The organism is Halopenitus persicus (assembly GCF_900107205.1).
Taxonomy (GTDB): domain Archaea; phylum Halobacteriota; class Halobacteria; order Halobacteriales; family Haloferacaceae; genus Halopenitus; species Halopenitus persicus.
In genome coordinates, this window is the sequence record NZ_FNPC01000007.1 from 130,002 (window position 1) to 153,373 (window position 23,372).

Consider the following 23,372-nt stretch of genomic DNA (forward strand, 5'->3'; position numbering starts at 1 on the left):
TTGTACTTACCGAAACTCCGTACTACATCAAGGCGAATTCTTACCAGCGACTCCTGAGTGAAACAGCCGCTTAGTAGGGATGCGGACTTACCGACGTTACTCGACGCATCAGGACGGATTCGCACCAACAGGATTTGGTTTGGGTAGCCACTCACTCGTTTGAACTGCAATCAGCTGATTCAGGGTGCTTCGACGGTGAACCTTGTCGCTATCGCCTCCTCCCCTACGCCCCAGTAGAGAAACCGATACGTCCCCGGTTCGAGTGGCGTACAGACGTAATGGTCGGCGTTACCGGGATTTTCTCGTTCGAGGCCTTCTTGGTTGAACGTGAACGGCCAGTCGTAGCCGCCACCGGGCCTGACAGCATTAACGTCATCAATCCAACCCGGGTTGGGCGTATAGTACACAGGCACCCATTCGTCGCCCTCACGTCGCTGGAAGGTGTACTTGTAGATTGTTCCGACAGAATTCCGTTCGGTACCGACATTCCGGAGCGAGAACGTAATCTCATCGCCAATAGTAACTGTCTCAGTTGTCGCGGTTAGTTCAAAGTCATCCGCCCGCTTGGGATACGACTCACGGGTCAGGAAGCCGATCGGCTCCATCGCTTCGTCGCTACAGCCAACATCTGAGTCCGGTGGCTGCTGAGAGAGGGGTTTGATTTCTGCCTCAACAGTCGTCTGCTGTGGTTCTGTAGTCGTCTCTCTTGTTGTTTCGGAGGTTGATAGGCACCCTGCGGTCAACGAGACAGCAACGGTAGCGTGGAGGAGGACTTTCCGCCGCTTCATACCGAATCGCTCTCTCGGCTTCGGTAAGTGTCTTGTCTACATTTAACGATTAGCTGCATCACCCCTGCTCGTGATTGAGGAATCCAGCAGAGCCACAGAACTCTCTATACTGGTCGGTTGGACGAACTCTTGAGCGTCTCCGGGCTATTCTTCTGTAGTGGTCGCGACTCGCGAGTCTCAGCGCAGCGTCTTTCGACGAATCGCACACCAGCACGTCGAGTGGCCCGCATATGACTCGACGCCGCTGTACGATCGCTCCTCACTCGGTGGGTTAGAATCGGACGTTCGAGTCGTCTCGAGTGTCTGGTTCACGCACCCAAATCATAACTCACTCGAACAGTTCGTCTGCTCGATCCCTCTGGCCTACTTCCGCTTCGAGGCCCACGACCGCTACGGAAGTTCAACACGCTACGAGATGGACACCCTCTTTCGCATGTTCTTGCTGAAGGAACTCCACGGGTGGCAGCACGAAACAGAACTCCGGGGGTACCTTGAGAGCCACCCCGAACTTTGTGAACGCCTGAGATTGGAGTCAGCCCCTCATCAATCGACACTGTGGCGCACCTGGAACGAGCGCTTCACGGGAAATCTTCGGGAAACGATCCAGAAAGCGGCTCGCACGATCCTCATCAAAGCGCAGAAGGCGGCCGTCGCTGTGCCACGCGAACCAGAACGAACCCTCCCGAATCGAGGCGACGACGCTACTGAATCGGACCCAAACGATCAGGCCATCCTCGACAAGGCCGGGAGGGTCACCGACCACATCAGTCGCGTCGTATACCCCGCGTTCTCGCTCGACCGTGGGGAGGGCTGTGAGATTCCTGAGAACGCCTACTGGGGCTTACAGACCTATCTGGGCCTCCGTGAGAACCTAGCGGCTAACGAGGGCGCTCGCAGTTTCATCCACGAGTCGACGCGTGATCGAACACCACTCGGACACGGTCACCGCGACCAGATTCGTGACCTCCCTATCGAGCAGATCCGCGAAATGTACCGACAGGCAGTCCAGCAACTCACCAACGAACTTGCGGGGACGCAGGAGTTCTTCCGAGCTGGAATCGTCGCGATCGACATCACTGAGGACGATCCCTTCACGGGCGACCGAACCGGCCACGAGGACGAGATTATCGGGACGAAGGAGAAGAACGACGAGTACGCCTACCAATGGGCGACCGTCCAGCTGGTCGGCAACGCTGTTCCACTCGTGCTTGATGCCCGCCCAGTTCGACGAGGCGAGTCACGCAAGGAGATCGTCAAGGACCTGCTCAACTCCGCTGAGGACCTCGTTCACGTCGATAACGTGCTAATGGACCGAGAGTTCGACAGTCAACACCTCCTGGAGATGATCAGCCAGCGGGGGCTCTCCTACGTTGTGCCGAAGCGGATGCAGACCAGCGAGAAAGCGCAGGCCAAGCGGTTGCTCCAGCGCGATCAAGACCGGTACGAGACCGACCGGAAGCTCCATCTCGGGAAGAATGAGTGGCACGAGACGACGCTGATCTACCGACGCAAAGAGAACTCTGAACACGACGATCACCGGCAGTACTCGGTGTTCATGTCCAACCGAGGTGGCGGCTTTCTCAGTGAGTACGGCCATCGGTGGGAGATTGAGAGTGGCTATCGGTCGATCAAGCGATTCATGGCCGCGACGACGTCGACGAATTTCGGGCTCCGATTCTTCTACTTCGCGTTCGCCTGTTTGTTGTACTCGATTTGGCGAGCAGTCGACCTACTCGTCCAAGTCGAGTTGACGGGTGAGTACGAACACGCACCGATGGTGACTGCCGATAATACGCTGACGCTGCTGAAGAAGGAGACTGGAATTGGATAGGGCGGTACTCGGTCCGGGGCAATGCAGATTCCTGAGTGGCAACGCTGTCGGGGATCTCGGAAACTCACCGATCTGGTCGGTAGCACGACACGAGAAGATCCTCGAAAGAGGATTCGAAGCGTCCTCCCCTCACAAATTCGCCCGAAACCACGCATTACAGCCCCGCTAAACCCGCCGTAGTCTCAACTTCCCACTACCAAGTTAAGTTGCGAACGACACGAAACGTTCACGACTTCTTTTACCATAGGGAATGTCTGATTAAATACCGGGAGATATACCAAATTCCATTAACTTACACTGCAATGGGCTTCTGTATCCGATTCGATATCGGTTCCATTACGAGAAACAAGTCGTACCCTATCCAATGCCGGATCAACTACAAATCATTATGAGCGAGCAGGACCACCACCATTGTAGTTGATACGACATGGAACCGATTACACTTCGATTACCCACGGACCTCCTCGAAGAGTTGGATGCTGAATCGGACGAAGCTGGATTTAGTACCCGATCAGAATACATCCGCCATCTCCTGTTTCATCGCCCCGACATCAGTCAGATGGCAACAGTGGAGGACACATCTTCGACGACCGAGAGTACCCCCGTTGACGAGTTAGGACAGACCGTCGACGAACTGGCCGACTACCATGATGAGCTCACACAACGAATTAGCGACCTCGAGGAGGAGGTCGAACAGCTCCACCCCAATGACGATCAACTAACAGACTCCTCTCCATCTGTGAGTTCAACCTCGGATGACTCTCTTTCGGATCACCACCCGTCGACGACAGAACAGCCATCAGCTGACGAACTGCGATCTCTCACCAAGTTCAAACAGTGGCTTGACGAGAATGGACCACAAAGTGACGACGCTCGCACTGTATTGCTGGATGCTGCTCAGATCCTAGACAAACAGGGACCACTCAAAGCAAGCGAATTACGGGAGCAATTGTACGACCGCAATCCTGACACGTACGACTCTGCCGGGGCGCTCTGGGCATCCACAGTAGAACGCCTCTACGATGAGCTTCCAGGCTTTGAACGCCCCGAGTACGGAACATATACGTTTGATCAAAGGGCTGATTCTCGAACCACTTGACCCTGAGGCGATTCACCTATAGTAACCGTTAGAAATTTCCGCACAGCAACTGTGATAGGATGTAATGGATCACCTCGACGAGATCTCTGTCGAAGAACTCCAAGAGGCTCTTGATAATGTGGACGGGAAGAAGCCGACAGAGCGCCTGTTAGCCGCGATTGCGTACAAGAACGGTGTTACGCAGACAGATCTCGCTGAGTGGCACGATACCGGTCGGCGAACGATCTACAGCTGGCTCAACCGACTTGACACTGACGAGTCGCTTGAGCAGGCTGTTACTGATGCTAAGCGAACTGGGAGAAAACGAAAACTCTCACAAGCACAGCAAGAAGAGTTCGAACGCACGGTTCACGAACCACCTGAAGAGGTTGGGATCGACGCGCCGGCGTGGACGCCAGCGCTCGTCCAAGAATATCTCGAAGACACGTACGGCGTCCAGTACTCCTATCCGAGTTGCCGGCGGCTGTTGAAAGAAGCTGGACTAACCTATCAGAAACCACGCCGGACAGCCGCCGAAGCCGACGAAGATGAACAAGAAGAATTCCACAACGAACTCACAAAAAGCGAGCAGAGATGGACGCTTCCGTAGTCTGCATCGATCAAACCAAGAAATCTGCACAAGCCGAGCCGCGTGCCGCTTGGTTTCCGCGCGGTACGCGGCCCTTCGTCGAACTCTCCGGACAGCGTGAGTGGACGTGTTTGCTGGACGCGATCACCGAGGACGGTGATCACTTTCCCCCGCTTCAAAAAGTACGTCACCGCCGAACACGCAAAACATTTCATTCTCGCATTATGCGAAGAATTCGAAGATGACTTGCTCGTGGTCCTAGATGGAGCGCCGTACTTCCAGGCGTCGGCGGTCACGGACCTGGCGGCCCGTGACGACCTCGACTTCGTCACGTTACCGTCGTATTCGCCGGAGTTAAATCCTGTCGAGGAGTGCTGGCGGCAGCTGCAAGCCGCGCTGAGCAACCGGTTTTTCGACTCACTCGACGAGCTGACAACGGCAATCGACACCGCTCTCGACCAACTTTCAATCCCTAAAGTAAGCAATTACTTCTAACGTCTACTATAGCTGACAAGACACTACTGCCAATTTTGCTTAGGCGGCCGTCCTTCTCCCCGTCCTGATGTTGAAAGTCCTCATCTTTGGCTATTCTATCGGCGTCCGAAGCTCCCGGAAACTAGATCGGTTGCTTGAACGTGACGTCGTCTTTTGGTACCTTGCCGCCAATCAACAGGTCGTGTCGCACACTACTGGTTTATTCAAAGATTAGCGCTTCTGGGTACAATTACGATAAGCTTACAGTAAACCACTGCTTTCGGGCGAATATGCCGCCAAACGGCTACACGACCGTCACGATCAGCAACGAGACCGCAGCCAAGTTGCCCCGAGTCATGATGCGCCATGACCTGGAATCGATGGCGCTCGCCATCGATCACGCCGCTCAATGTGCGTTAGATCAAGAGAAAATGACAAATGCCGACCTCGCACGACTCTTGCACCACCGGCTTCAACACGAAGAAAATCAGGAAACCGCATGATGGCGTCGCTTTACAGTATACTCACCGTAAATTACTCATCGAAAGCATAAAACACGCTGTTAAATCCCAGAAGTAGTGTGCGACACGACCAATACTTTGTTCAGCATATCCGGTTGCAACTCCGGGTCAGAGAAGCTCGTTATTAAAGGGGGCCTCAGTCCGGTCATGAGTGGCGATTATTCCTTCATCATCACCTGCCAGTAAGTAGAGAATGATTGCATCGTCATGGGTAGCGAGGATAGTTTCGAGTTCACCATAGGCGGTAATTGTTGTTGCCGCAGACATCTCAGCAATTTCGAGGGCGCGAGTTCGGAGCCGTTCAATCCGTGGTAAGAGGTCCTCATTGAGTATCTGTTCATCTATGTACATAATATCAATCGTATCTTGAGTATATCGGAATACAATGCGGAGTGCATCGTTACTGCGGGATCTGATGAGTTTCGTTGCTTCCCGATATATTTCGTTCCGCATATTCCATATACTCCGGAACGCACCAATAGGTGTTAGGTGATTAATTATAATTCGACTATATTTAATAAAATCCTAGACTGCCCGAATAAATCAGGTTGAGAGGAGGACATCAGCTATACAACTCCCAGCCCAATTTATAAAAGCCGGATGTGTGAATGAGTCGTATAGCGAGCCAGTAATGCTTTCATGCCGACCGATCGAACGCCTGCTCACCAATACGTGGCAGATTATGGATAATGAAATCTCTCAGAACACGACTCCAGCGGCAGAACAAGATCAATCAATGAGCCCGTCCATGGAGTCTCCCGACCGTGTGTCCACGGGCATCCCTGGCCTCGATACCGTCCTCAACGGCGGCTTGCGCTCCCAGCGGAGCTATCTGGTCCGAGGCCCACCCGGAAATGGCAGGACGGCGCTCGGCCTCCAGTTCCTGAGCGGCGGCATCGTTCAGTTGAACACACCGTCAACGGAACGCACCGTCGAGATCGTCAAGCTCCGCGGCTCCGATACCGACATGGGGCGCACGCGCTACAGATCACGACTGGCGGCATCGAGGTGTTTCCACAGCTCGTCGCCGACGGCCAGCCCGCCCCCGGAGGAGACGCTCACGTCGGGCGTGCCGGAGGTGGATGAACTCCTCCGGAGGGGGGTGGGGGGATGGCTCGCCCGCGGCACGACCACGATGATCACGGGCCCGTCGGCGCTCACCCCCCCCTTCGGCGAATTCATCGGGACGGTCCGACAGGACATCGAAACCAAAGACGCGAGCGTGGTGATGATCGACGGCATTCCCGGCTTCCAGCAACTCGGCGGCGGGCCGTCCAATGCGCTCGCCCAGTTGGGAACGCTCGTCGAAGTGCAGCGACCCCGCGATTGCGGTGCTCGACATCGACGGGATCACCGGCGCGGTCTGGGAGCGGTGCGAGCGCTTGCAGGACCGCAGCGTCCCCGTAATGACACTCACGGGATCGCCCTCCGAGACGCCCAGAGCCGCGGCGTTCCGCCATGGCGTCCAGACCGTCATGGACAAACCCATGCGGAAAGCCGAACTCAGGGCGTCGATTCGCGCGTTATTGGAGGGCGACACGGACGCATGATCGCCAGCACTGGATGCGTGTACCACCAGATGGATCCCTCAGTCGGCCGTTCCGGAAGTGCGCCGGTCAGTTCTCACCCGTCCTCCGGGATTTGTCTATGACACGGACGCTCCTCGTGATCGAAACCGAAGAGAACCGGGAGGCGTTGACCAAGTGGCTGGCGGCCCAGGACGGGTATGAGCCCGTACACCCCGACGGTGACGCGCCATTCGAGTGCGAGTTCGATCTCTGTATCATCGACGATCCCTCGTTGTGCCGTCACCGCGATGTACTGGTGGCTTGCCAGGAAGACGTCGAGCCGGTCTTCCTGCCGGCACTCTTGGTCCGATCTCGATCCGGCGAGGGAGTCGACGCGATCGGATTGGATGCTGTCGACGAGCAGATTGACTCGCCGATTCAGAAGGACACCTTGGCGTACCGTCTCGAAAACTTGGTCGAACGGCGTGCCCTCTCGCGCCGGCTCGCGACGCAACTCGAAGAGACCACGAACCGTTACCAGAAGATCCTCCAGGCCGCCAACGATGCGATCATCGTCTTCGATCCGGCGGAGAAAACGCTGTTGGAATGTAACTCGACGGCGCTGTCGTTGTTCGGGTATTCGGCCGAGGAACTGGCCTCGATGGATCTGGGTCGCGAGCTAATCACCGCCGAGCAGGAGATGTTCGAGACGTTCCTCGAATCGGTGAACGAACAGGGGCACGGCTGGACGGATCGGTTCACCTGCCGAACGGCCGCTGGAGATGAATTGAGGACGGAGATATCGGCGTCCGTGCTGGAGGTCAACGACCGTCCACACGTTCTACTGAGCATCCGTGACATCACCGAGCGAAAACGGGAACACGCCCGGCTGACAACCCTCTTCGAGAACTCGTTGGACGCCATCGCTGCGGTCGAATTCGTTGACCGTGAGCCGATGATTCGGGCGGTCAACCCAGCGTTCGAGGAGACGTTCGGCTACGACGCCGACGCGATTGTTGGCGAAGCAGTCGTCGATGCGTTAGTCCCGCCGGATCGCGCCGCCGAACTTGCCGATCACGCTGACCGCGTGCTCGCGGGCGACCATATCACTACCGAGGTGCGGCGGGAGACGAAACACGGGGCGCGAGAGCTCCTCCTCCGGGCCGTGCCCATCGAACGCGAGGCGCGGGTGAGCGACGCGTACGCCGTCTACACGGACATTACCAAACGCAAGCAACGCGAACAGCAACTCCAGGTGCTCAACCGGATTCTGCGACACAATCTCCGCAACGACATGAATCTCATTCAGGGCCATGCCTCCAACCTCGTCGACGAGCTAGCCGGGAGGGATGCGGCGGCCGACGCCCGCAAGATAGAGGAGACGGCTGCGGGACTCGTCGAAATGAGTCAGAAGGCCGATAAGATAAACAAACTCTCCCAGCGAGGCGGCGTGTCTCACCGGGCCGACGTCGTCAGTATTGTCGAAGACGTCTCCGAAACGGTGCAGGAAACATCCCCTGACGCCGACATCGCAACAGAACTGCCGGAATCGGTGATAGTACTCGCCCCCACACAGCTCGATGTTGCCATACGTGAACTCTGTGAAAACGCGATCAAACATACCACCGACCGAACCCCGGAGGTAACGATTTGCGTCTCACCAGCCGACGCATCGTCAGGTTCCATCGAAATCGAGATCCTCGACAACGGTCCGGGAATCCCTGAAGATGAGCGGGCTGTGCTTGCGGAAGGAGGCGAGACGCCGTTCAGGCACGGCAGTGGCCTCGGGCTGTGGATGGTCAACTGGATCGTCGCCAGCGTGGGCGGCGAGGTCGACATTACGGATAATGAGCCGCACGGCAGTATCGTCACGCTCACCCTCCGGCCCATAACCGATAAGTAACCGGGCCGAGTTCGAATATAAAAGATCGCTTCTGATTACCTATGGATGCGACTGAATTTGAGACGGAATCGGTGACTGTTCTTGTCGTCGATGATGAGCAGGGGCTTGCTGATCTCTATGCGGCGTGGATAGACGAAGAGGAGTCCTATAGTACGCGCACCGCCTACGACGGCGAGCAAGCGTTCGACCGGATCGACGAGACCGTGGATCTCGTCTTGCTCGACCGACGGATGCCGGGCCTGTCCGGAGACGAGGTGCTCGAAGCAATCCGTGACCGGGGATACGACTGCCGCGTCGTGATGGTGACAGCCGTCAATCCTGATTTCGACGTACTCGAGTTGCCGTTCGACGAGTACGTCGTAAAACCCCTCGATGAGGAGGCCATTCACGATGTCGTCGAGCGGATGCTCGCGCGGACGAACTACGACGAGCAACTTCAGCGGCTCTACGCGCTCACGTCGAAAAAGGCCGCGCTGGAGGCCGAAAAATCCCAGCAGGAACTCGACCAAAGCGACGAGTTTGCTGCCCTGGAGTCGGATCTCGAGGAGCTCCAGAGCTCGCTCGATGAGACAATTGCCGACTTCGAGGAGGAGGAGGACTTCGATGCCACGTTACAGGGCCTCCCGGGTGACCGGAATTCTGACGAATGAGGATGAGCGGTCGATGGACTGACGTCACAACGGCTGGGTTCCTGGGGCGCATCTTGAGACCGACACTAAGACAGGTGTGTCCGATGAATCGTTCCCATAATTGATTTATGAGTATGACTCAAGTAGGCACATATGCAGACCGATTTCTCGTCAGCCTTCTCGACGCTCGCGGATGGATTCGACGCTGGAATCCAAGCCGCGGCTGCAGCCATCGAGGAGTTGGCGGGGAGTCGGGTCGATTTCTGTCAGGTTTTTTGTGCGGATGCGTACGAGTACGAGGTCCTGCTGCGTGGGATTCGTGACGTGCTCTATGAATTCGGGATCAACCAGGGGCAGCAGTACAAGATGCGGTGGCCGAGCGCGGTCGAGGGGGCGCGTTACACTTCGCGGTGGAAATCCCGGAGAGAACCGTGCTCCGAGTTATGTACGGCTCTCGTGGAGAGCAGATCTCGTCGGCCCGCGAGGCCGCGCGTGAAGCGGTCGACCTCGCCGGCGACATCCCCCCCCCTTGACTGGCGGATTCGTCTACGACGTGCCTGCCGGGCGATCATCCTCGAGGACGACTTCGCTGAGGCGGTCACCGCCATCGACGATGAACTGGGAGTTCCGTTTACGAGCTTCGAGACGTACGGCGAGCAGTGTATGCAGCTCAGGCAGTTGAGTGGCTTTCACAACACCACGACGGTCATCATGCTCCTTCCAGAATGAGGCGCGCCGATCTTGTCGCCCGGTTCAGCCAGGCCGTTGACGTCGAGAAGGCCGAATCACTGGTCGACAAGGGCGCGCGAACGGTCGGCCTCCCGTCCACCGAGACATACACCAGCCAGAACGTCGCGGACATCTGTGAAGCCATCGAGCAGCAAACCGAGGGGTACCTCCGTCTCCTCGCTACCGAGATTCGAGTCTCCGAACGGACCCAAGAGCGGTTCGACGCCCTGCTGGAGCAGGTCACGGACCCGGTCGTGACCGTCCGATTTGAGGACGAGACACCGGTCGTCGCGGCGATGAATCCGGCGTTTCGAGAGACGTTCGGCTACGGGTCCGCAGCTATCGACCAACGCCTCGATGACCTCATCGTGCCCGAGGACGTTGCCGAGCCGGTCGAGCCGTGGCTCAGCCCGCATACGGGCGATGGCCAGGAGGCCCAACGGCTGACCGACGATGGCGAGCGCCGGACGTTCCTGCTCCGAACGGTCGTCGTCACTCGGGAGACCGGTCGAGTCGAAGGCTACGGTATCTACACGGACATTACCGAGCGCAAGGAGCCCGAACGTCGGTACGAGGCGGTGTTTAACAACACGTACCAGTTCATGGGGCTCCTAGAGTCCGACGGAACGGTACTCAAGGTGAACGAGCCGGCGCGCGAATTCGGTGACCTCGCTCCCGAGAAGGTCGGCGGTCGGCGCGTATGGGAAACGAGTTTTATTGCGTGGTCGGAGGTCACCCAGGCTCGGACAATGCGGGCCGTCGAGCGGGCGGCGACCGGTGAGTTCGTTCGACACGAACTCGAAGTGATGGGTGCCGATGGGAAGGCCACCATCGACTTCTCGGTCAGACCGGTCCTCGACGACACGGGAGACGTCGAACTTCTCGTTATCGAAGGCAGGGACATCACCGGGGAACGTCAGCGTCGAGCGCGCCACGAGCGCCAACGCGAGGCGCTCGTCGAGCTGGCGACAGACCAAGCGGTCGCGACCGGCGACCTAGGGACTGCCCTCCACAGGATTACGGAAACCGCCGCGGACGTCCTAGATGTCCCCCGTGTGAACGTCTGGATGGTTGAGGACCAAGGCGGTGCGACGCTCCTCGACTGCGTCGACCACTACGATAGGACGATGGATGCGCACACGAGCGGGATGGACCTTGCGACCGAAGAATATCCCGAGTATTTCGAAGCGCTGGAATCCCACCGGGCCATAGACGCGGTCGATGCCCGCTCCGATCCGCGCACGGCCGAGTTGACTGACGATTACCTCGAGGTCCACGATATCGGTGCTGTGCTGGACGCCACCATCCGGTCGGTGGGGGAGACCATTGGAGTGGTATGTCACGAACATGTCGGTGGAACCCGCGAGTGGACCGACGACGAGGTCGACTTCGCCAGCGACATCGCCGACATCGTCCACCGGGCGCTCCGCAATCACGAACGCAAGGAGCGTAAGCTCGAACTGGAGCGGTACGAAACGATGCTCAACCGGGCCGGCGACATCGTCTACGCGACCGACCCAGACGGGTATCTCACCGCGGTCAACGACGCGGCGACGGCGTTTCTGGGCTACTCCCGCGAGGAGGTCGTCGGGGCCCACGTCTCGCTCGTCATGGACGACACCGACGTCGCCACCGGCGAGGCGATCATCCAGGAGCTGCTCGCGGACGAGGACCGCGACGAGGGAGTCTTCGAGATGAATCTCGTCACCAGAGACGGCGAGCGGATTCCGTGCGAGGATCACATTCAAGTGTTGGTCTCGGATGGTGAGTTTCAAGGGGTCGTCGGCGTCGTCCGGGACATTACGGAACGGAAGGAGTACGAGAACACCCTCGAAGCGCTCCACGCGACGACGCGTGCCCTCTTTCGATGTGAGACCAGAGATGAGGTCGCCCAGCAGACGGCGGCCGCAGCGAAATCCGTCCTCGGGTATCCGACCAACGTGGTTCGATTGTGCTCGGCCGACGGGACATCCCTTCAACCAGTGGCCGTCACCGAGGACGCGAAAGCGGTATACGGTAAACGGCCAACCTATGCCGTCGGCGAAGGGCCCGTGGGTGAAGTGTACGCGTCGGGGCGTACCCGCGTGTGCGAGGATGTCCAGCAGCTCGATGACGGGTTCGATCGCGGCGATGCGCGAGCAGGGCTCTACGTGTCGCTCGGGGAGTACGGTGCGCTGAGCATCAACAGTAGGGCGGTTGACGCGTTCGACCAGACGGACGTCCAGCTCGCCGAACTGCTGGCCACAAACGTCGAAGCCGCGCTCGATCGCGCCGCCGACGAACGGGAACTTAGAGAGCGCACACAGGAACTCCGCCGGCAAAACGAACGGCTCGACAAGTTCGCGAGCGTGCTCTCACACGACCTCCGGAATCCCCTGAACGTCGCGCAGGGACGCCTTGATCTGGCCCAGCGCGAGTGCGACAGCGAGCATCTCGACTCAGTCGCACAGGCACACGACCGAATGGACACGTTGATCCAGGACGTGCTGACGCTCACCCGAGAAGGGCGTTCTGTCGGAGAGACGACGACCGTCAGCGTGGCCACGGTCGCGGAAGCGGCCTGGGACCACGTCGAGACCGACGAGGCTACTGTGGAAATAACCGGAAGTCAGGAAATCAAAGCCGACGAGAGTCGGCTCAGACAGCTGTTCGAGAACCTGTTCCGAAACGCGGTCGAACACGCAGGCAACGCCTGTACGGTGTCCGTTGGCACCCTCGATGATCCACCAGGGTTCTACGTTGCGGACGACGGGCCGGGCATCCCGCCCGACGAGAGCGATACCGTGTTCGATTCGGGGTATTCGACGGCGAGCGAGGGGACCGGGTTCGGTCTGTCGATTGTGAAACAGATTGCCGAGGCCCACGGATGGGAGGTTAATGTGACGGCTAGCGACCGTGGTGGTGCTCGCTTCGAGATTTGTGGCACGTCGTCTGCCAATCAACAAGACGACTGAGAGGAGATGGTGCGAGAGCGCTACTCGCATATTGAGGCTGGTGAATTGGGAATATCGCCACCGACGCGCTCACTGAGGTAGATAGATAACGTACCTCTGCTCGTCGCAGGTGAGTGGCTATTCAACAGAGCATAACGCTCAGATTAGTCGGGAAGATCGGGGACGGCATTGAGCATGGCAGCTGCCCGCTCTCGAAATCGAATCGTTCGTGTTCCGACAGTGACCTGGTCGTCGTCTCCTACGATTGTGGCGAAGCATTCCCCAAGATCATAATAATAATCATCTGGACGACACTTTTCTTTAAGCTGGCAGCGGTAGCCATGTTTGGGATTGGTCTGCGTCCCGCGGAGCGTGACGACTGTTCGTGCCCAGCGGAGTTGTGTGTCGAATGGCGTCGCGGCAATCCACTCGGGGACGTGAACGTTACGTCCGGCTTTCTCACCGAGCGGTGCGTCGAGTACTGCTACAAGAAACCGGCCAAGAGTGGAGGCGTGATCCATCGGCCGGAGTTCTGCACTTCGACTGGGCTCTGTATCGTGTTCTCGTTTGCGAGAGACGGTCACGTCGACGCCAACGGCGTCGAATGCGGCGGCAGCAAGCTTCCGTGGATCGTCGGTATCGACAGCCAGCCGTGGGACGTACGTCTCAGCAAGGATAGAGCCTCCGGCAAGAACCCACCCATGGAGGACGCTGAGAGCGTCGAACACGCGATCACCGGGCTGTGCGTCGAGCCATCCGTTTACGTCCGCGACTTCGACCGCTCGTGCGGGGTCAGGTTTCGAGCCGTTGAATCACGGCCGGATGCGATCTCGCGGGAGGTCGAGCGCGCTGCTCGCGGCTGATGAACCCTTGTTCGGATACTTGCCACGCCATTGCTGAACACGTTGGAACTCTTCGACACGTGCCCAGCCATCCCGGTTGTTTATATCGGTATACGTCCGAGCGAGGGCTTTCGCACGGTCGGTACGGGATGCGAGTGGAGGTGGAGGGGGGGGGTGCCGCCATATTAGGTAAGTGGAAGATATAATCACGGATTGACATCCTCCTCCGCGTAAACGCGGAGGAATCCCGAGCGGTGGGAGTTTCAGGTTTGCAGTCCAATCACCGGACTTCCAGGCCTTTCGGACACGGGTAGTTCCACGGCATCGGACTGGTGGACTGCTAGCGGTGCCAAGCCGCCGTTACCCCTATCCTCATCCGTGTACGGCGTCCCGATGTTGTTTTTGCCACGGGGACGCCAGCAGGATTCAACAGAGTCGGGGGTATCGTGTCGCGTGCTTTGAGCAGTCGGCACGTCGGCATACCCTTCGAGGCTGTGGCGTTCACCGACTCACATTCTTCGCGTCCTTTTAGGGCTACAAACGAAACTGGAAATTCTGGGAGCTCGTGAGTGCGCAAGCACCACGAAAACCGGACGAGATCGACTTACCGAGTGACCATCGCTCGAACTACTGACAGATACCGTGAAGATACGCGAAAATGAACAGCGCAGCCGCTACTGAGTCGGAGAACCCGGCGTGAGAAAAGCGTTACCCGAACTCTCGGAGGAAGTCGCCTAACGCCCGCACGAACGTCTTCGCCGTGATCACTGGCGGCGACCGGACCGGCTCATCGAGCGCGACCTTAATCAGATAGTCTGTGAGCCGCCACAGATTATAGATCAGCGTCGACAGCGCGAAGTTACACAGGCGCAGTCGGTAGTCCGTCGACGATGTTTTCGGCAGAAAGTCCTTGATCGACTTGTACTGGTTCTCGATGTCCCACCGCCGACTGTAGCCGTTCACCACGCTCGCAATTTCCTCCGGCTCAACGCGGTCCTTGTTGGTCACGAACACTGCGTAATTCCCGTCAGCGTCGTCGCGTGTGCTCGGCGCGTAGAGGAACTCCGCCTCGTGATGAACGTCGCCGTCGATGCCCAGCGGAACACCGTGTTCGACGGCCTTGTCCGCCGTGGGATGCGCTTGGACATCCTGGATCGCTGCTAAATCGTCTTCGTATCGCGGGACCGGCGACAGGTACGTGAGCCCACGCTCGTCAACGTTCGCGTACACGCGATTGGCGTAGAACCCACGGTCGAACATCACCATATCCAGATCGACGAACTGCTCGGCGCGGTCGAGCAATCGGCTCACTAAGTCAGCCTTTGAGTACGATGGTGAATCGTCACGCTCCCACGCAGAATCCTCTTTGACCGGCTCGATACCGAGGACAATCGGTGCGTGGTCGCCAACAAGCGTGATGGTGGCGTACTTGTAGCCGCGTTTGTACTCGCCGTCCTTCTTGTAGCCACTCACCATCTTCGGATAGTCCGGCTTGGCGACACCCGCTTCTTTGTCTTCCCACGGCCAGACGTGGAACTGCTCGTGGGTGATGTCGATGGCTGCAACGGTCTCCCGTGAGTCGAAGGGATCGTCGCCGCGAATTGAATTGATGATGTTCTCCGTGGCGGCGTTGAATGCCATCATAATCGCGTCCCGAATCTGGTCGATCTCGGGTATCGAATCATCGTCCTCGAAATCCGCGAACGTGAGCTGCCCGTCTGACCCCTCGGGCGTGGCGATTTTCTTGATTGCCCGCAGGAACGTTGAGTCATCGCAGGTGAGGTCGTCGTCGGTGAGCCAGCCGTACTCGGCTTCTGAGTGGGCACTGCCGTTGTTCGCGCAGATGCTCGCGAACATATCCAAGATTACCTCGTCGGAGTACGACTTGTGGGCCGCTCGGTGCGTGTCGAACTCGGGGATGACGTGTTTGCGAGCGAGCGTCAGCGTCTTCTGGGCTTTCTCTTTCGCTCTTGTGTAGCACATTGTTGATTTCAGAGAGTCGCTTTGACGGCGTATTTGAGCGCTTCTCGTCCTGGTTTGCGGTAGAGTTCTCGTCTGAGTTGGAACGCTCGGAGATACTGTGTGAGGCGGTCTTTTGAGATGCCTCGATGCGGCGAGAGCCACCGTCGCGCCAGCGACGCGTGGCTCTCGCAGGTGTTCACGTGGACCGTGTCGTCGGCGTACTCACCGTCTCCGTGAACGACGTATTCGCGGTCGAATGTTTCGTCTTCTGTAAGCGGATCGTACGCGCAAAATCCGTCGGTATAGACGGTGAGAGGCTCCTGCTGGCGGTCAGTCAGCGGGAGCCGGATCGTCGATTCATCTGCGGATTTCGCTGGCACAACGTACCGCTGCTCGGTGCCACGATCCACGAGAACGAACACAGGCGGTTTGTCTTGATCATACGTTCCGCGTCCGCGTCGAGAGAGGCCGCGAGAGCGCGACCAGCGGTCGCGCTCGCGGCCTTTCAATCCGGCAGAGACATAGAACTCGTCAATTTCAACCGGGCCACAAAGATCGAGTGACGGCGCGTTGAGCGCTTCGGCGAAGCGCTCGACACGCCTATGGATCGTTTTGTAGGTGACCTCGATTTCGCACTGTAACTGCCTGAGGCTCGTGTTAAACCGCAAAAACGCATAGATCGAAAACAACCATTTGCGGAGTGCGATCTTCGAGTGAGCGAAGATCGTGCCGGTCTTATCGTTGAATGTGCGGTCGCAATCCTTACAGAGATACCGCTGAAACTGCCGATAGCTGCCGTTTCTGACCGTTCGGTCAGAACGGCAGCGGGGACAAGTCACACCGTCACGCCAGCGAACCTGTTGCAGCAGGTCCGCTGCGACCGATTCCGACCCAAACACATCCAGCGGAATCATTCGTGTCGGACACCGCTGACGCGGTGTCCTTGTCCTCTTCGACTCAACAGCGGCAGCTCAGCAGTATCAACAATCTCCTACAGAAGAGCGTTCTCTTTTTTGTACTCGCTCGTGCTCTGTGACTTCTCTTCCTCGGTTTCAGTTGGGACGGACGGCACGAGAGCTTCTGTGAGGACATTATTGTCGAGCGCGACTTGCCGGACGCCAGCCACAGTCCGGTTGAGGACTTCTTGGGTGTCATCGCTGAATTGTGCGTGCGTGTACGAGAGTTGCTGTTGAGTCGGCGTCTTCTCGAGGTCAGTAATATCGAAGTGGAAGCTCTTGACGAGGGTTTGCTTCCGACCGAGCTGTTGCGCTAATTCATTCTGTGAGATCCCACGGATCCCTTTGAACAGGAGCGTGCGAAACATTTCATCGGTCTCGAAATCGGCCTTGTTCTGGTCGCGGGCGTCCTCGAGGTCGTCAACTGGAATCGAGAGCTGGCGAATGACGTCCCAGAGGTGGTCTTCGCGCTCACAGAGCGTCTCCGCGTGCACGATGATTGACTGGGCGACCGCCGACGGGTCACTCGTCATTATCCCGCCTCCGAGCCGAGCTACTGCACTGGTAGCGTGGCGCTAGCCAGATTGTGGAGTGATTCAGTCCCAGTGTAGCACTGCTGAGATAGCGAATATCGGTATAGAATAGAGTAAAATTAGGGTCAGCCATTAGCGTTGGTAGTCTGTCTAGGGCTTGTCACTGCGGATGTATGAAGGGGTGTGCAGGCTGTAATTGAAGAATTGGTTGTGGCTAAAATACGGTATAGACTGAATACCGGTGTGAGTTATCTATTGGTTGGATTTATAGTGGCTGGTGGCGAATGCGTGGATACGATGGGATTAGACGACCTGGAGGGGTTTCTCCGGCAGAAGGGCGCACCGGAACTCGTCACGGAGATTGGGACAGGAACAGCGACGTTTAACGCACTCGTCGACGCGGTTGCGGTGAGTTCTTCGACAGTGTCCTCACGGTTATCCGAGGGTGTTGAACGCGATATTTTCACGGTGAGCCACAGGCCGACTGAGCATGGAACCGAAAAGCGGTATAAGCTCACAGTGCTTGGACGGCGAATCTATGATTGGGCAGAACAGACGGAATTCGAGCGGAAGGTTCGAAAACTGCGTCGGCTGCGTCACGAGCGTGATACGTCGTTCGAGCAGCTGATCGGGAAGCTCAACCGAGATATGGAGATCCGCAAGATGGTCGCGGATTCGGACCCCTTGGAGGGCGAGGATGTTGACCTGTCAGAGGGCGCATCATTCGTACCGAAAGCTCCGTCAGAGGAAGAGCATCGTGAAGCCAAATTCGAACGCATGGAAGAATCACTCAAGCCTATTGCGGACGATCAAGCCGAAGAGAGTAGTGAGTGAAGACGAACTCCTGAACGCTAAGTACAGATAACTTATTTACCATTTCCAATCTAAGGCCGGAGTATGATTGATTCCCCACATTTTAGGGGTTTCATCGGCTTTCTCGCCGTATTACCACTCTCAAGACATGTTTGAAACGTGGGCCACGAGATTTTCTGATTCCCGAGTACGGCGATTTTGGATACTTGGCCTTGCTGCATTACTCCTACATACTGTCCTCGACCCGCTGCTCACGTATCTTGCAGTGAATGTCCTGGACGTCGGTGTTGAGACGAATCTGTGGTTAGCGACCTATCTCAATCAAGGTCTGACCACGTTCATTGGTATTCACTTCCCGCTCTATCTGGGTTCGCTTCTTATGATGAGCGTATTCACGTGGCTGTTTTCACGAGCATCCGAGTCTGAGGCTACGCAACTATACTGGCTCTCGATCGGCACATGGAGTGCCATCATCCTCTGGGGGATACTAATTGTCGGCAACAATCTCTGGGTACTACTACAGAGCATTTGATGACAGCCGCAATCGGCACAGGCATCGCGCTTAAGTCAGTGCCTGAATAAATCCTGATATCCGTGGACTTCTGGGACGATAACAGAGCAGTCACCGTGCAAATCGGGGCGATACTGCTATTCGCCACGCTGATTATTGCGATGTCTATCTACCAAATGACGATCGTCCCCTCGCAGAATGCGGAAATTGAGTACAAGCACAGCCAAACCGTGCAAAACCAGATGACTGACGTGCGGAATAGCATTCTGCGAGCCGCTGGCACCGGGACCATACAGCCAGCTTCAGTGACACTCGGCACACAATACCCGACACGAGTCTTCTTAGTGAACCCCCCACCAGCAACAGGCACGCTCCAAACCTCAGACGCGGGAGCGATTCAACTGACGAACGTCTCCGCGAACAATGCGGAGACGAACGATTTCTTCGAAGCTATCGGGGGGACGTGGAATACGTCAACAAAGACGCTCTCGTATGAGCCAAACTACCACGAGTACGATAACGCGCCAAGCATACTCTATGAATCGTCGATTCTCTCGGTCTACCATCCAGACGCTGAGAATTCCCCCGTAATCCCAGTCTCGGGGCAAGTACTCGTCAACGAGGAGAGCAACACCATCACGTTGGTAGCGTTGAATGGATCGCTCAACACCGCCCAGTCGGGCTCGGTAAGTGTTGACCCAGTCTCGTTGAGTGCGCCATATGAGCCAGTGGAAATCACTCCCGAGGGAGACGCGGAAACAATGACACTCACGATTCCCACAAAGGTCTCACCTGACTTGATGGAGACCCGGACGAGTCTTACTGATGTCTCTCCCGGCCCTCGCAACGGAACTGTAAACATTACGCTGCGGGGTGACTATACGCTGCGAACCGCAAAAATCGGTGTTGGGAGCGACACTACGGAACCTGGTCCACGGTATCTAACAACGAGTGAAGATACTGTAGTCCAACCGAATGAGGAATTCACAGTCTCCGTCCGAGACAAATTCAACAACCCGGTCGGCGATCAAAATGTAACTGTGACTGCAAACGGCTCTGTGGTGGGAAGCACCTCGAAACGAGTGAGTCAATCAGGCGAAGTGACGTTTACCTATACTGGGTCTGGCGAGGATGTGAATATCTCAATCCCTGGCAGTGGAGAAGAACACAAAGTCATTTTTGAAGGAAAAAGTGGGGGCGGTGGGGATGGTGGGGACGGTGGGGACGGTAGCGTCGACCGTGCCGACATCGCGTTTGTCGATTCGACGAGTGGGACTCTAAAAACGGTCGGGGCGTCGGGTACGATAACTACCTACGCGGCAGGTGGGAACGTCGAGACAGTTGGGTCGACGATCAGCGTGGACGCGAACAGCGCGATTGAGGTGACGTTCGTTGACACCAGCGGGAACATCAAGTACATCGACAGCAGCGACAGTAGTCCGACGACTCTCTTGAGCAGTGTGAGCGCCAAGAAGGACGGCATCGCTGCGGGAACGTGGCAGGGTAGTCCGAAGTCGGTGTTCTTCGCGAACAACAACGACGAAGACGGCCTGTACCGGAAAGCTCCCGGTGGAGAACGTCAACTAGTTGCTGCGTTCCCGCAGACGCTGAGGGCAGTCGTTGGAATCGGGGACATCGATAGCGACGGTAGCGACGAAATCGCCGCGGTGACGAACGGGCAAAAGATTGCCATCTTGGACGACGACGGCAGTACGTACGTGTCCGAGCATCAGCCTGCGTCGAGCAGCGGCCTGGCAATCGGGAGTGTGGCGGACTACAACGGTGACGGACAGGAACGAATCGCAATTGTGGACGGCAGTAACAACCCAGTGCTGGTGGGGTGTGGAGCTAACCCTGGCGGCAAGTACAAGTGTAACAGCAAGTGGGGTGGAACGACTACGTTGTCCAGTGCTGGACAGGCGAAGAAGGCTCCGTTCGGGAAGGGTGACATAGACGGCGATGGTCGGCCCGAGCTGGTGTACGCCGAGAATATCAACAGTCCGGCGGAGTTGTATGGCGTGAGCGTGTCGGGAGACACGGTTTCCGACGAGGCGTATGTCACTCGGAGCGACGGGACGCGAATCAAGGTGGTCGTCGCGAAGGGAGTCTCCGAATACGTGGAACCACTCTCGCCATTGCCCTTTGGGAAGATGTTGTCCGCCGGGTAGAGCTGACGTTGTCGAAGCGTAGCGGGTAGGAGTGACGCGGCAGCATCACCTAGTATGCCCCTAGCCATATAACTCCCACATGACGACTCCTTTTTCGTGTATTAATCGAGCGAATTACCTGTTAAAGTCGCATCCCTACTGAGCGGCTGTTTCACCGTAGATAGTATTTGACCAATAGAATTTCCACAGAGGTATGTTTCCTAATTGGTGGTTTGTAGAAATCCAAACGCCGAATCTGTGCCGACTGGTCTTTCGGATACTGCCTCGTTACGTGGGCGGATAGGCCGCCTCCGAAGGACGGTTCGGAATCCGCTCCGTTCCGACCGATTCCTACTTGCGAATAGGCGTGCCTGTCACTTAAACGTCAGCGTCGGAAGATCAGGGGAGGTTGTCCAACGTTGAACCTCTCCCAAGTGACGGCGCGTATCCACGGCGTGAACGCCGTGGTATTGCGAATATTCAGCGTATAACAAGGGCGGTGAGTGGTTCCTTCATCTCCGTACAAAGCCGGAGGTGGAGTCTGACACGGTGGATCAGGCAACGACCGGGCACCCGACGGTCCTCGGCGTTCACAAGAGCAAAGCTCTTGTGCAGCCCATCAGAAATCTTTGATTTCTGAGGACGTTGACCTCAACGTGAACCAACTCGCTGTCACCTCGACCGGCACGTTCTGGAGTGGTCACGAATTCGACCACTGGCGACGGGAGTACGAGAAACGGCGTGGTTCGCTCCAACAGTGTGGGAGCCGTCATGCCCACGAAAACATCCAAGCGGTCGGTCGCAAGGAGACAGGTCGGTTCACGATGATGCTCCACCGGATTGCCAATGGCATCATCGAGGAAGCCACCGAAAACGGCTGTACGGTCATCGCCTTCGAGGAGTTGACCGGCATCCGCGACCGCCTCTCCGGTGCGTCGTGGGGGCACAAGTGGGCCTTCGATTAGTTGTACGAGTACGTCGAATACAAGACCGAGTTGTATGGCATCGACGTAGAGCAGGTGGACCCGGAGAACACGTCACGGCGGTGTTCGCACTGTGGGTTCACCCATCCAGACAACCGCAATGGTGAGGAGTTCGTGTGCCTGAAATGCGGGTACGAGAACCACGCCGACTACAACGCCGCAAAGAACGTCGGTTTACGCTATCTCCGTCGTAACCAAACTGGGGACGGCGGAGGCATGCTCAAAAATCAAAGATTTTTGGCATGCCACTGAGCTTAGCTCAGTGAGCACACCCGTAGGCGTGCGCTTGAATCACGGGATGTTGAACGCGAACGGGGAGTATGAACCCCCTGCCGGAGAGTCCGGCCAGAGCGGGAGTCCACGCGAAAGCCCCCCCCCTCAACGAAGCGAACGGCGATAGCGCGGAACGGAGTTCCGCGGACCATTCGAGCGGGCCTCCGGCCCGCGAGAAGAAACCGTGAGCGAGTAGGGTGGGGTAGTTTACTCGGTCCGTTCGAGGTGAGCGGCGATGGCTTGAAATCGCTCGTCCATGTCTGTCGTTTCCGCGTGACTGAAGACGGAGGTCCCGTTCGTCCACGCACGTTTGATCCCGACCCGGTTCCGGATTCGCCAGAGGGGGAGCGACTCGTACTGCTCGTCGAACCACTCCAGCATCCGGTTGGCCTCACCGTCGACCTCGATTCGGTTGACGACGAGCCCGACCGTGTCGATGTCGACACCGTATCCGTCCTCGAGCGTATTGACGTGCTCGAACAGAATATCCATCGCGTGTCGGGACGCCTCTTCGGGTAACGCCGGGATGAGGACATTTCGACAGGCGAGGAGCGCGTTGTCCGTAAGTAGCCCCAGCGATGGGGGTGCGTCGACGACGATGTAGTCGTAGTCGGCGTGTAGCTCGTCCAGGGCCATCCACAGCCGCTCACGCCCGCGCATCGCCGTCTGCAACTCGGACTCCGCATTGAACATATCGATGTGGGAGGGGAGCACATCGAACTCTTCGTGTGAACGAATCACCGCGTCGATCTGCTGTTGCGCGTCGAGATCCGTGAGTATATCGTACAGGGAGACCCCGTCGTCGGTGTAGGACGCATCGAGACCGAGTCCGACCGTTCCGTTCCCCTGTGCATCGAGGTCGACGAACAGAACGTCGTGCCTGCGGTCGGAGAGGGCTCCGGCGACGTTGATCGCAGTCGTCGTCTTCCCCACACCGCCTTTCTCGTTCGCTACGGTCAGTCGCTGGGCCATATATATCTCTCGTGTTTTCGACGCACCGCTACAGTTCCTCTTTCATGTCGCCCCGACGATAGCGTTCTAGGAGCTCGTAGCCCGTGACGGTCCCCGTCTCGTCGAGCGTGATCTCGTAGCGACCGATGATGTCTTGGGTATCGGGTACGGCGTTCCGTTCGACGACCTCGACGACGGTCCGCCAGCCTTCGTCGTTTGGCTCGGCTTTGATGATTCCCTCGAACTGGTGTTCTAACAGGTCCTGTGCCGCCTCTCGTGCTCGCTTCTGCGCATCGGCGAGAGTGAATGAATCGGCCGACGGCGAGGACTCCCCGTCGGACGCTGGTGGTGTCTCGTCGTCCTCGTCGCCTTCTTCGCGTTCAGATTGATCGTTTGCTGGATCTGCCATGCTTCTATG

19 protein-coding genes and 5 pseudogenes are annotated in these 23,372 nt (G+C 57.5%); 16 read left to right on the forward strand and 8 right to left on the reverse strand.

The features are described 5' to 3' along the window. Nucleotides 1–179 precede the first annotated feature (179 nt). Nucleotides 180–788: a hypothetical protein gene (locus BLV25_RS12350; protein WP_143114438.1), complete on the reverse strand. Its 609-nt coding sequence runs from the start codon at nt 786–788 to the stop codon at nt 180–182. A gap of 157 nt (nt 789–945) precedes the next feature. On the opposite strand from BLV25_RS12350, the gene BLV25_RS17925 reads away from it, so the two are divergent. The 6 genes and pseudogenes from BLV25_RS17925 to BLV25_RS12365 all read left to right on the forward strand — a co-directional run bounded on the left by BLV25_RS17925 (nt 946) and on the right by BLV25_RS12365 (nt 5,263). Next, entirely contained in the window at nt 946–2,619 is a 1,674-nt protein-coding gene (locus tag BLV25_RS17925) for a transposase (protein WP_092733727.1), read from the forward strand. A gap of 559 nt (nt 2,620–3,178) precedes the next feature. After that, a complete protein-coding gene (locus BLV25_RS16825; RefSeq protein WP_143114439.1) occupies nt 3,179–3,718 on the forward strand; it encodes a hypothetical protein in 540 nt (179 codons plus the stop codon). A 64-nt stretch (nt 3,719–3,782) separates the two neighbouring features. Next, nucleotides 3,783–4,307, forward strand: coding sequence for an IS630 family transposase (locus tag BLV25_RS17930; RefSeq protein ID WP_256335718.1), 525 nt, complete (start codon nt 3,783–3,785; stop codon nt 4,305–4,307). Continuing rightward, a pseudogene (locus tag BLV25_RS17935) lies at nt 4,292–4,781 on the forward strand (IS630 family transposase). Before BLV25_RS17930 ends, BLV25_RS17935 begins: the two are co-directional and overlap by 16 nt. Before the next feature lie 67 nt (nt 4,782–4,848). Further along, entirely contained in the window at nt 4,849–4,995 is a 147-nt protein-coding gene (locus tag BLV25_RS18170) for a transposase (protein WP_143114440.1), read from the forward strand. Between the two features lie 55 nt (nt 4,996–5,050). Continuing rightward, nucleotides 5,051–5,263, forward strand: a complete 213-nt coding sequence (locus BLV25_RS12365; protein WP_092733730.1) for a hypothetical protein — start codon at nt 5,051–5,053, stop codon at nt 5,261–5,263. 126 nt (nt 5,264–5,389) lie between these two features. On the opposite strand, the gene BLV25_RS12370 is transcribed toward BLV25_RS12365, so the two are convergent. After that, the gene (locus BLV25_RS12370) at nt 5,390–5,734 is read right to left on the reverse strand and encodes a hypothetical protein (RefSeq protein WP_092733733.1); all 345 of its coding nucleotides are present in this window, start codon (nt 5,732–5,734) and stop codon (nt 5,390–5,392) included. A 295-nt stretch (nt 5,735–6,029) separates the two neighbouring features. On the opposite strand from BLV25_RS12370, the pseudogene BLV25_RS17940 reads away from it, so the two are divergent. Then, nucleotides 6,030–6,185 (forward strand): annotated as a pseudogene (locus BLV25_RS17940) (ATPase domain-containing protein); the annotation flags it as partial. A gap of 77 nt (nt 6,186–6,262) precedes the next feature. On the opposite strand, the gene BLV25_RS17945 reads toward BLV25_RS17940, so the two are convergent. Then, nucleotides 6,263–6,463 carry a hypothetical protein gene (locus tag BLV25_RS17945; RefSeq protein ID WP_256335725.1) on the reverse strand — a complete coding sequence of 67 codons (201 nt, stop codon included), beginning with the start codon at nt 6,461–6,463 and terminating at the stop codon, nt 6,263–6,265. 149 nt (nt 6,464–6,612) lie between these two features. Between BLV25_RS17945 and BLV25_RS17950 the strand changes: the two genes are divergently transcribed. The 6 genes from BLV25_RS17950 (at nt 6,613) to BLV25_RS12400 (ending at nt 13,846) form a co-directional block, all read left to right on the forward strand. Further along, nucleotides 6,613–6,831: a response regulator transcription factor gene (locus BLV25_RS17950; RefSeq protein WP_256335726.1), complete on the forward strand. Its 219-nt coding sequence runs from the start codon at nt 6,613–6,615 to the stop codon at nt 6,829–6,831. A 97-nt stretch (nt 6,832–6,928) separates the two neighbouring features. Next, a complete protein-coding gene (locus tag BLV25_RS12380) occupies nt 6,929–8,692 on the forward strand; it encodes a PAS domain-containing sensor histidine kinase (RefSeq protein ID WP_176819493.1) in 1,764 nt (587 codons plus the stop codon). 41 nt (nt 8,693–8,733) lie between these two features. Beyond that, nucleotides 8,734–9,342, forward strand: coding sequence for a HalX domain-containing protein (locus tag BLV25_RS12385; protein WP_092733740.1), 609 nt, complete (start codon nt 8,734–8,736; stop codon nt 9,340–9,342). Nucleotides 9,343–9,474: 132 nt separating this feature from the next. After that, the gene (locus BLV25_RS12390; RefSeq protein WP_092733743.1) at nt 9,475–10,050 is read left to right on the forward strand and encodes a hypothetical protein; all 576 of its coding nucleotides are present in this window, start codon (nt 9,475–9,477) and stop codon (nt 10,048–10,050) included. Beyond that, nucleotides 10,047–13,004, forward strand: coding sequence for a PAS domain S-box protein (locus tag BLV25_RS17680; protein ID WP_092733746.1), 2,958 nt, complete (start codon nt 10,047–10,049; stop codon nt 13,002–13,004). The genes BLV25_RS12390 and BLV25_RS17680 overlap by 4 nt, the downstream gene beginning before the upstream one ends. A gap of 113 nt (nt 13,005–13,117) precedes the next feature. Further along, nucleotides 13,118–13,846, forward strand: coding sequence for a hypothetical protein (locus BLV25_RS12400; RefSeq protein ID WP_092733749.1), 729 nt, complete (start codon nt 13,118–13,120; stop codon nt 13,844–13,846). Nucleotides 13,847–14,533: 687 nt separating this feature from the next. On the opposite strand, the pseudogene BLV25_RS12405 reads toward BLV25_RS12400, so the two are convergent. From BLV25_RS12405 to BLV25_RS12415, 3 genes and pseudogenes are all read right to left on the reverse strand, one after another. Continuing rightward, nucleotides 14,534–15,790 (reverse strand): annotated as a pseudogene (locus tag BLV25_RS12405) (transposase); the annotation flags it as partial. A gap of 26 nt (nt 15,791–15,816) precedes the next feature. After that, a complete protein-coding gene (locus BLV25_RS12410) occupies nt 15,817–16,701 on the reverse strand; it encodes an IS1595 family transposase (RefSeq protein WP_092733752.1) in 885 nt (294 codons plus the stop codon). 86 nt (nt 16,702–16,787) lie between these two features. Next, nucleotides 16,788–17,276, reverse strand: a pseudogene (locus tag BLV25_RS12415) (ISNCY family transposase); the annotation flags it as partial. Nucleotides 17,277–17,573: 297 nt separating this feature from the next. Between BLV25_RS12415 and BLV25_RS12420 the strand changes: the two are divergent. From BLV25_RS12420 to BLV25_RS12435, 3 genes and pseudogenes are all read left to right on the forward strand, one after another. Continuing rightward, a complete protein-coding gene (locus tag BLV25_RS12420) occupies nt 17,574–18,110 on the forward strand; it encodes a hypothetical protein (protein WP_092733755.1) in 537 nt (178 codons plus the stop codon). 573 nt (nt 18,111–18,683) lie between these two features. After that, complete coding sequence (locus BLV25_RS12430) at nt 18,684–20,768, forward strand: VCBS repeat-containing protein (protein ID WP_092733761.1); 2,085 nt, start codon at nt 18,684–18,686, stop codon at nt 20,766–20,768. 465 nt (nt 20,769–21,233) lie between these two features. Then, a pseudogene (locus BLV25_RS12435) lies at nt 21,234–22,191 on the forward strand (RNA-guided endonuclease InsQ/TnpB family protein); the annotation flags it as partial. Nucleotides 22,192–22,210: 19 nt separating this feature from the next. Here BLV25_RS12435 and BLV25_RS12440 read toward each other — a convergent pair. Both BLV25_RS12440 and BLV25_RS12445 read right to left on the reverse strand, forming a co-directional pair. After that, the gene (locus BLV25_RS12440; RefSeq protein WP_092733764.1) at nt 22,211–22,975 is read right to left on the reverse strand and encodes a ParA family protein; all 765 of its coding nucleotides are present in this window, start codon (nt 22,973–22,975) and stop codon (nt 22,211–22,213) included. A 28-nt stretch (nt 22,976–23,003) separates the two neighbouring features. Next, a complete protein-coding gene (locus BLV25_RS12445; protein ID WP_092733767.1) occupies nt 23,004–23,363 on the reverse strand; it encodes a gas vesicle protein GvpO in 360 nt (119 codons plus the stop codon). Between the last annotated feature and the right edge of the window lie 9 nt (nt 23,364–23,372).

Excerpts from the sequence above, each read along its gene's own strand:
- BLV25_RS12370 (WP_092733733.1), bottom strand. The coding sequence starts at position 5,734 with ATGCGGAACGAAATATATCGGGAAGCAACGAAACTCATCAGATCCCGC.
- BLV25_RS12350 (WP_143114438.1), bottom strand. The coding sequence starts at position 788 with ATGAAGCGGCGGAAAGTCCTCCTCCACGCTACCGTTGCTGTCTCGTTG.
- BLV25_RS12420 (WP_092733755.1), top strand. The coding sequence starts at position 17,574 with ATGGGATTAGACGACCTGGAGGGGTTTCTCCGGCAGAAGGGCGCACCG.
- BLV25_RS12390 (WP_092733743.1), top strand. The coding sequence starts at position 9,475 with ATGCAGACCGATTTCTCGTCAGCCTTCTCGACGCTCGCGGATGGATTC.
- BLV25_RS12380 (WP_176819493.1), top strand. The coding sequence starts at position 6,929 with ATGACACGGACGCTCCTCGTGATCGAAACCGAAGAGAACCGGGAGGCG.
- BLV25_RS18170 (WP_143114440.1), top strand. The coding sequence starts at position 4,849 with ATGTTGAAAGTCCTCATCTTTGGCTATTCTATCGGCGTCCGAAGCTCC.
- BLV25_RS17680 (WP_092733746.1), top strand. The coding sequence starts at position 10,047 with ATGAGGCGCGCCGATCTTGTCGCCCGGTTCAGCCAGGCCGTTGACGTC.
- BLV25_RS12445 (WP_092733767.1), bottom strand. The coding sequence starts at position 23,363 with ATGGCAGATCCAGCAAACGATCAATCTGAACGCGAAGAAGGCGACGAG.
- BLV25_RS17945 (WP_256335725.1), bottom strand. The coding sequence starts at position 6,463 with ATGAATTCGCCGAAGGGGGGGGTGAGCGCCGACGGGCCCGTGATCATC.
- BLV25_RS12410 (WP_092733752.1), bottom strand. The coding sequence starts at position 16,701 with ATGATTCCGCTGGATGTGTTTGGGTCGGAATCGGTCGCAGCGGACCTG.
- BLV25_RS17930 (WP_256335718.1), top strand. The coding sequence starts at position 3,783 with ATGGATCACCTCGACGAGATCTCTGTCGAAGAACTCCAAGAGGCTCTT.
- BLV25_RS12385 (WP_092733740.1), top strand. The coding sequence starts at position 8,734 with ATGGATGCGACTGAATTTGAGACGGAATCGGTGACTGTTCTTGTCGTC.
- BLV25_RS12440 (WP_092733764.1), bottom strand. The coding sequence starts at position 22,975 with ATGGCCCAGCGACTGACCGTAGCGAACGAGAAAGGCGGTGTGGGGAAG.
- BLV25_RS12365 (WP_092733730.1), top strand. The coding sequence starts at position 5,051 with ATGCCGCCAAACGGCTACACGACCGTCACGATCAGCAACGAGACCGCA.
- BLV25_RS16825 (WP_143114439.1), top strand. The coding sequence starts at position 3,179 with ATGGCAACAGTGGAGGACACATCTTCGACGACCGAGAGTACCCCCGTT.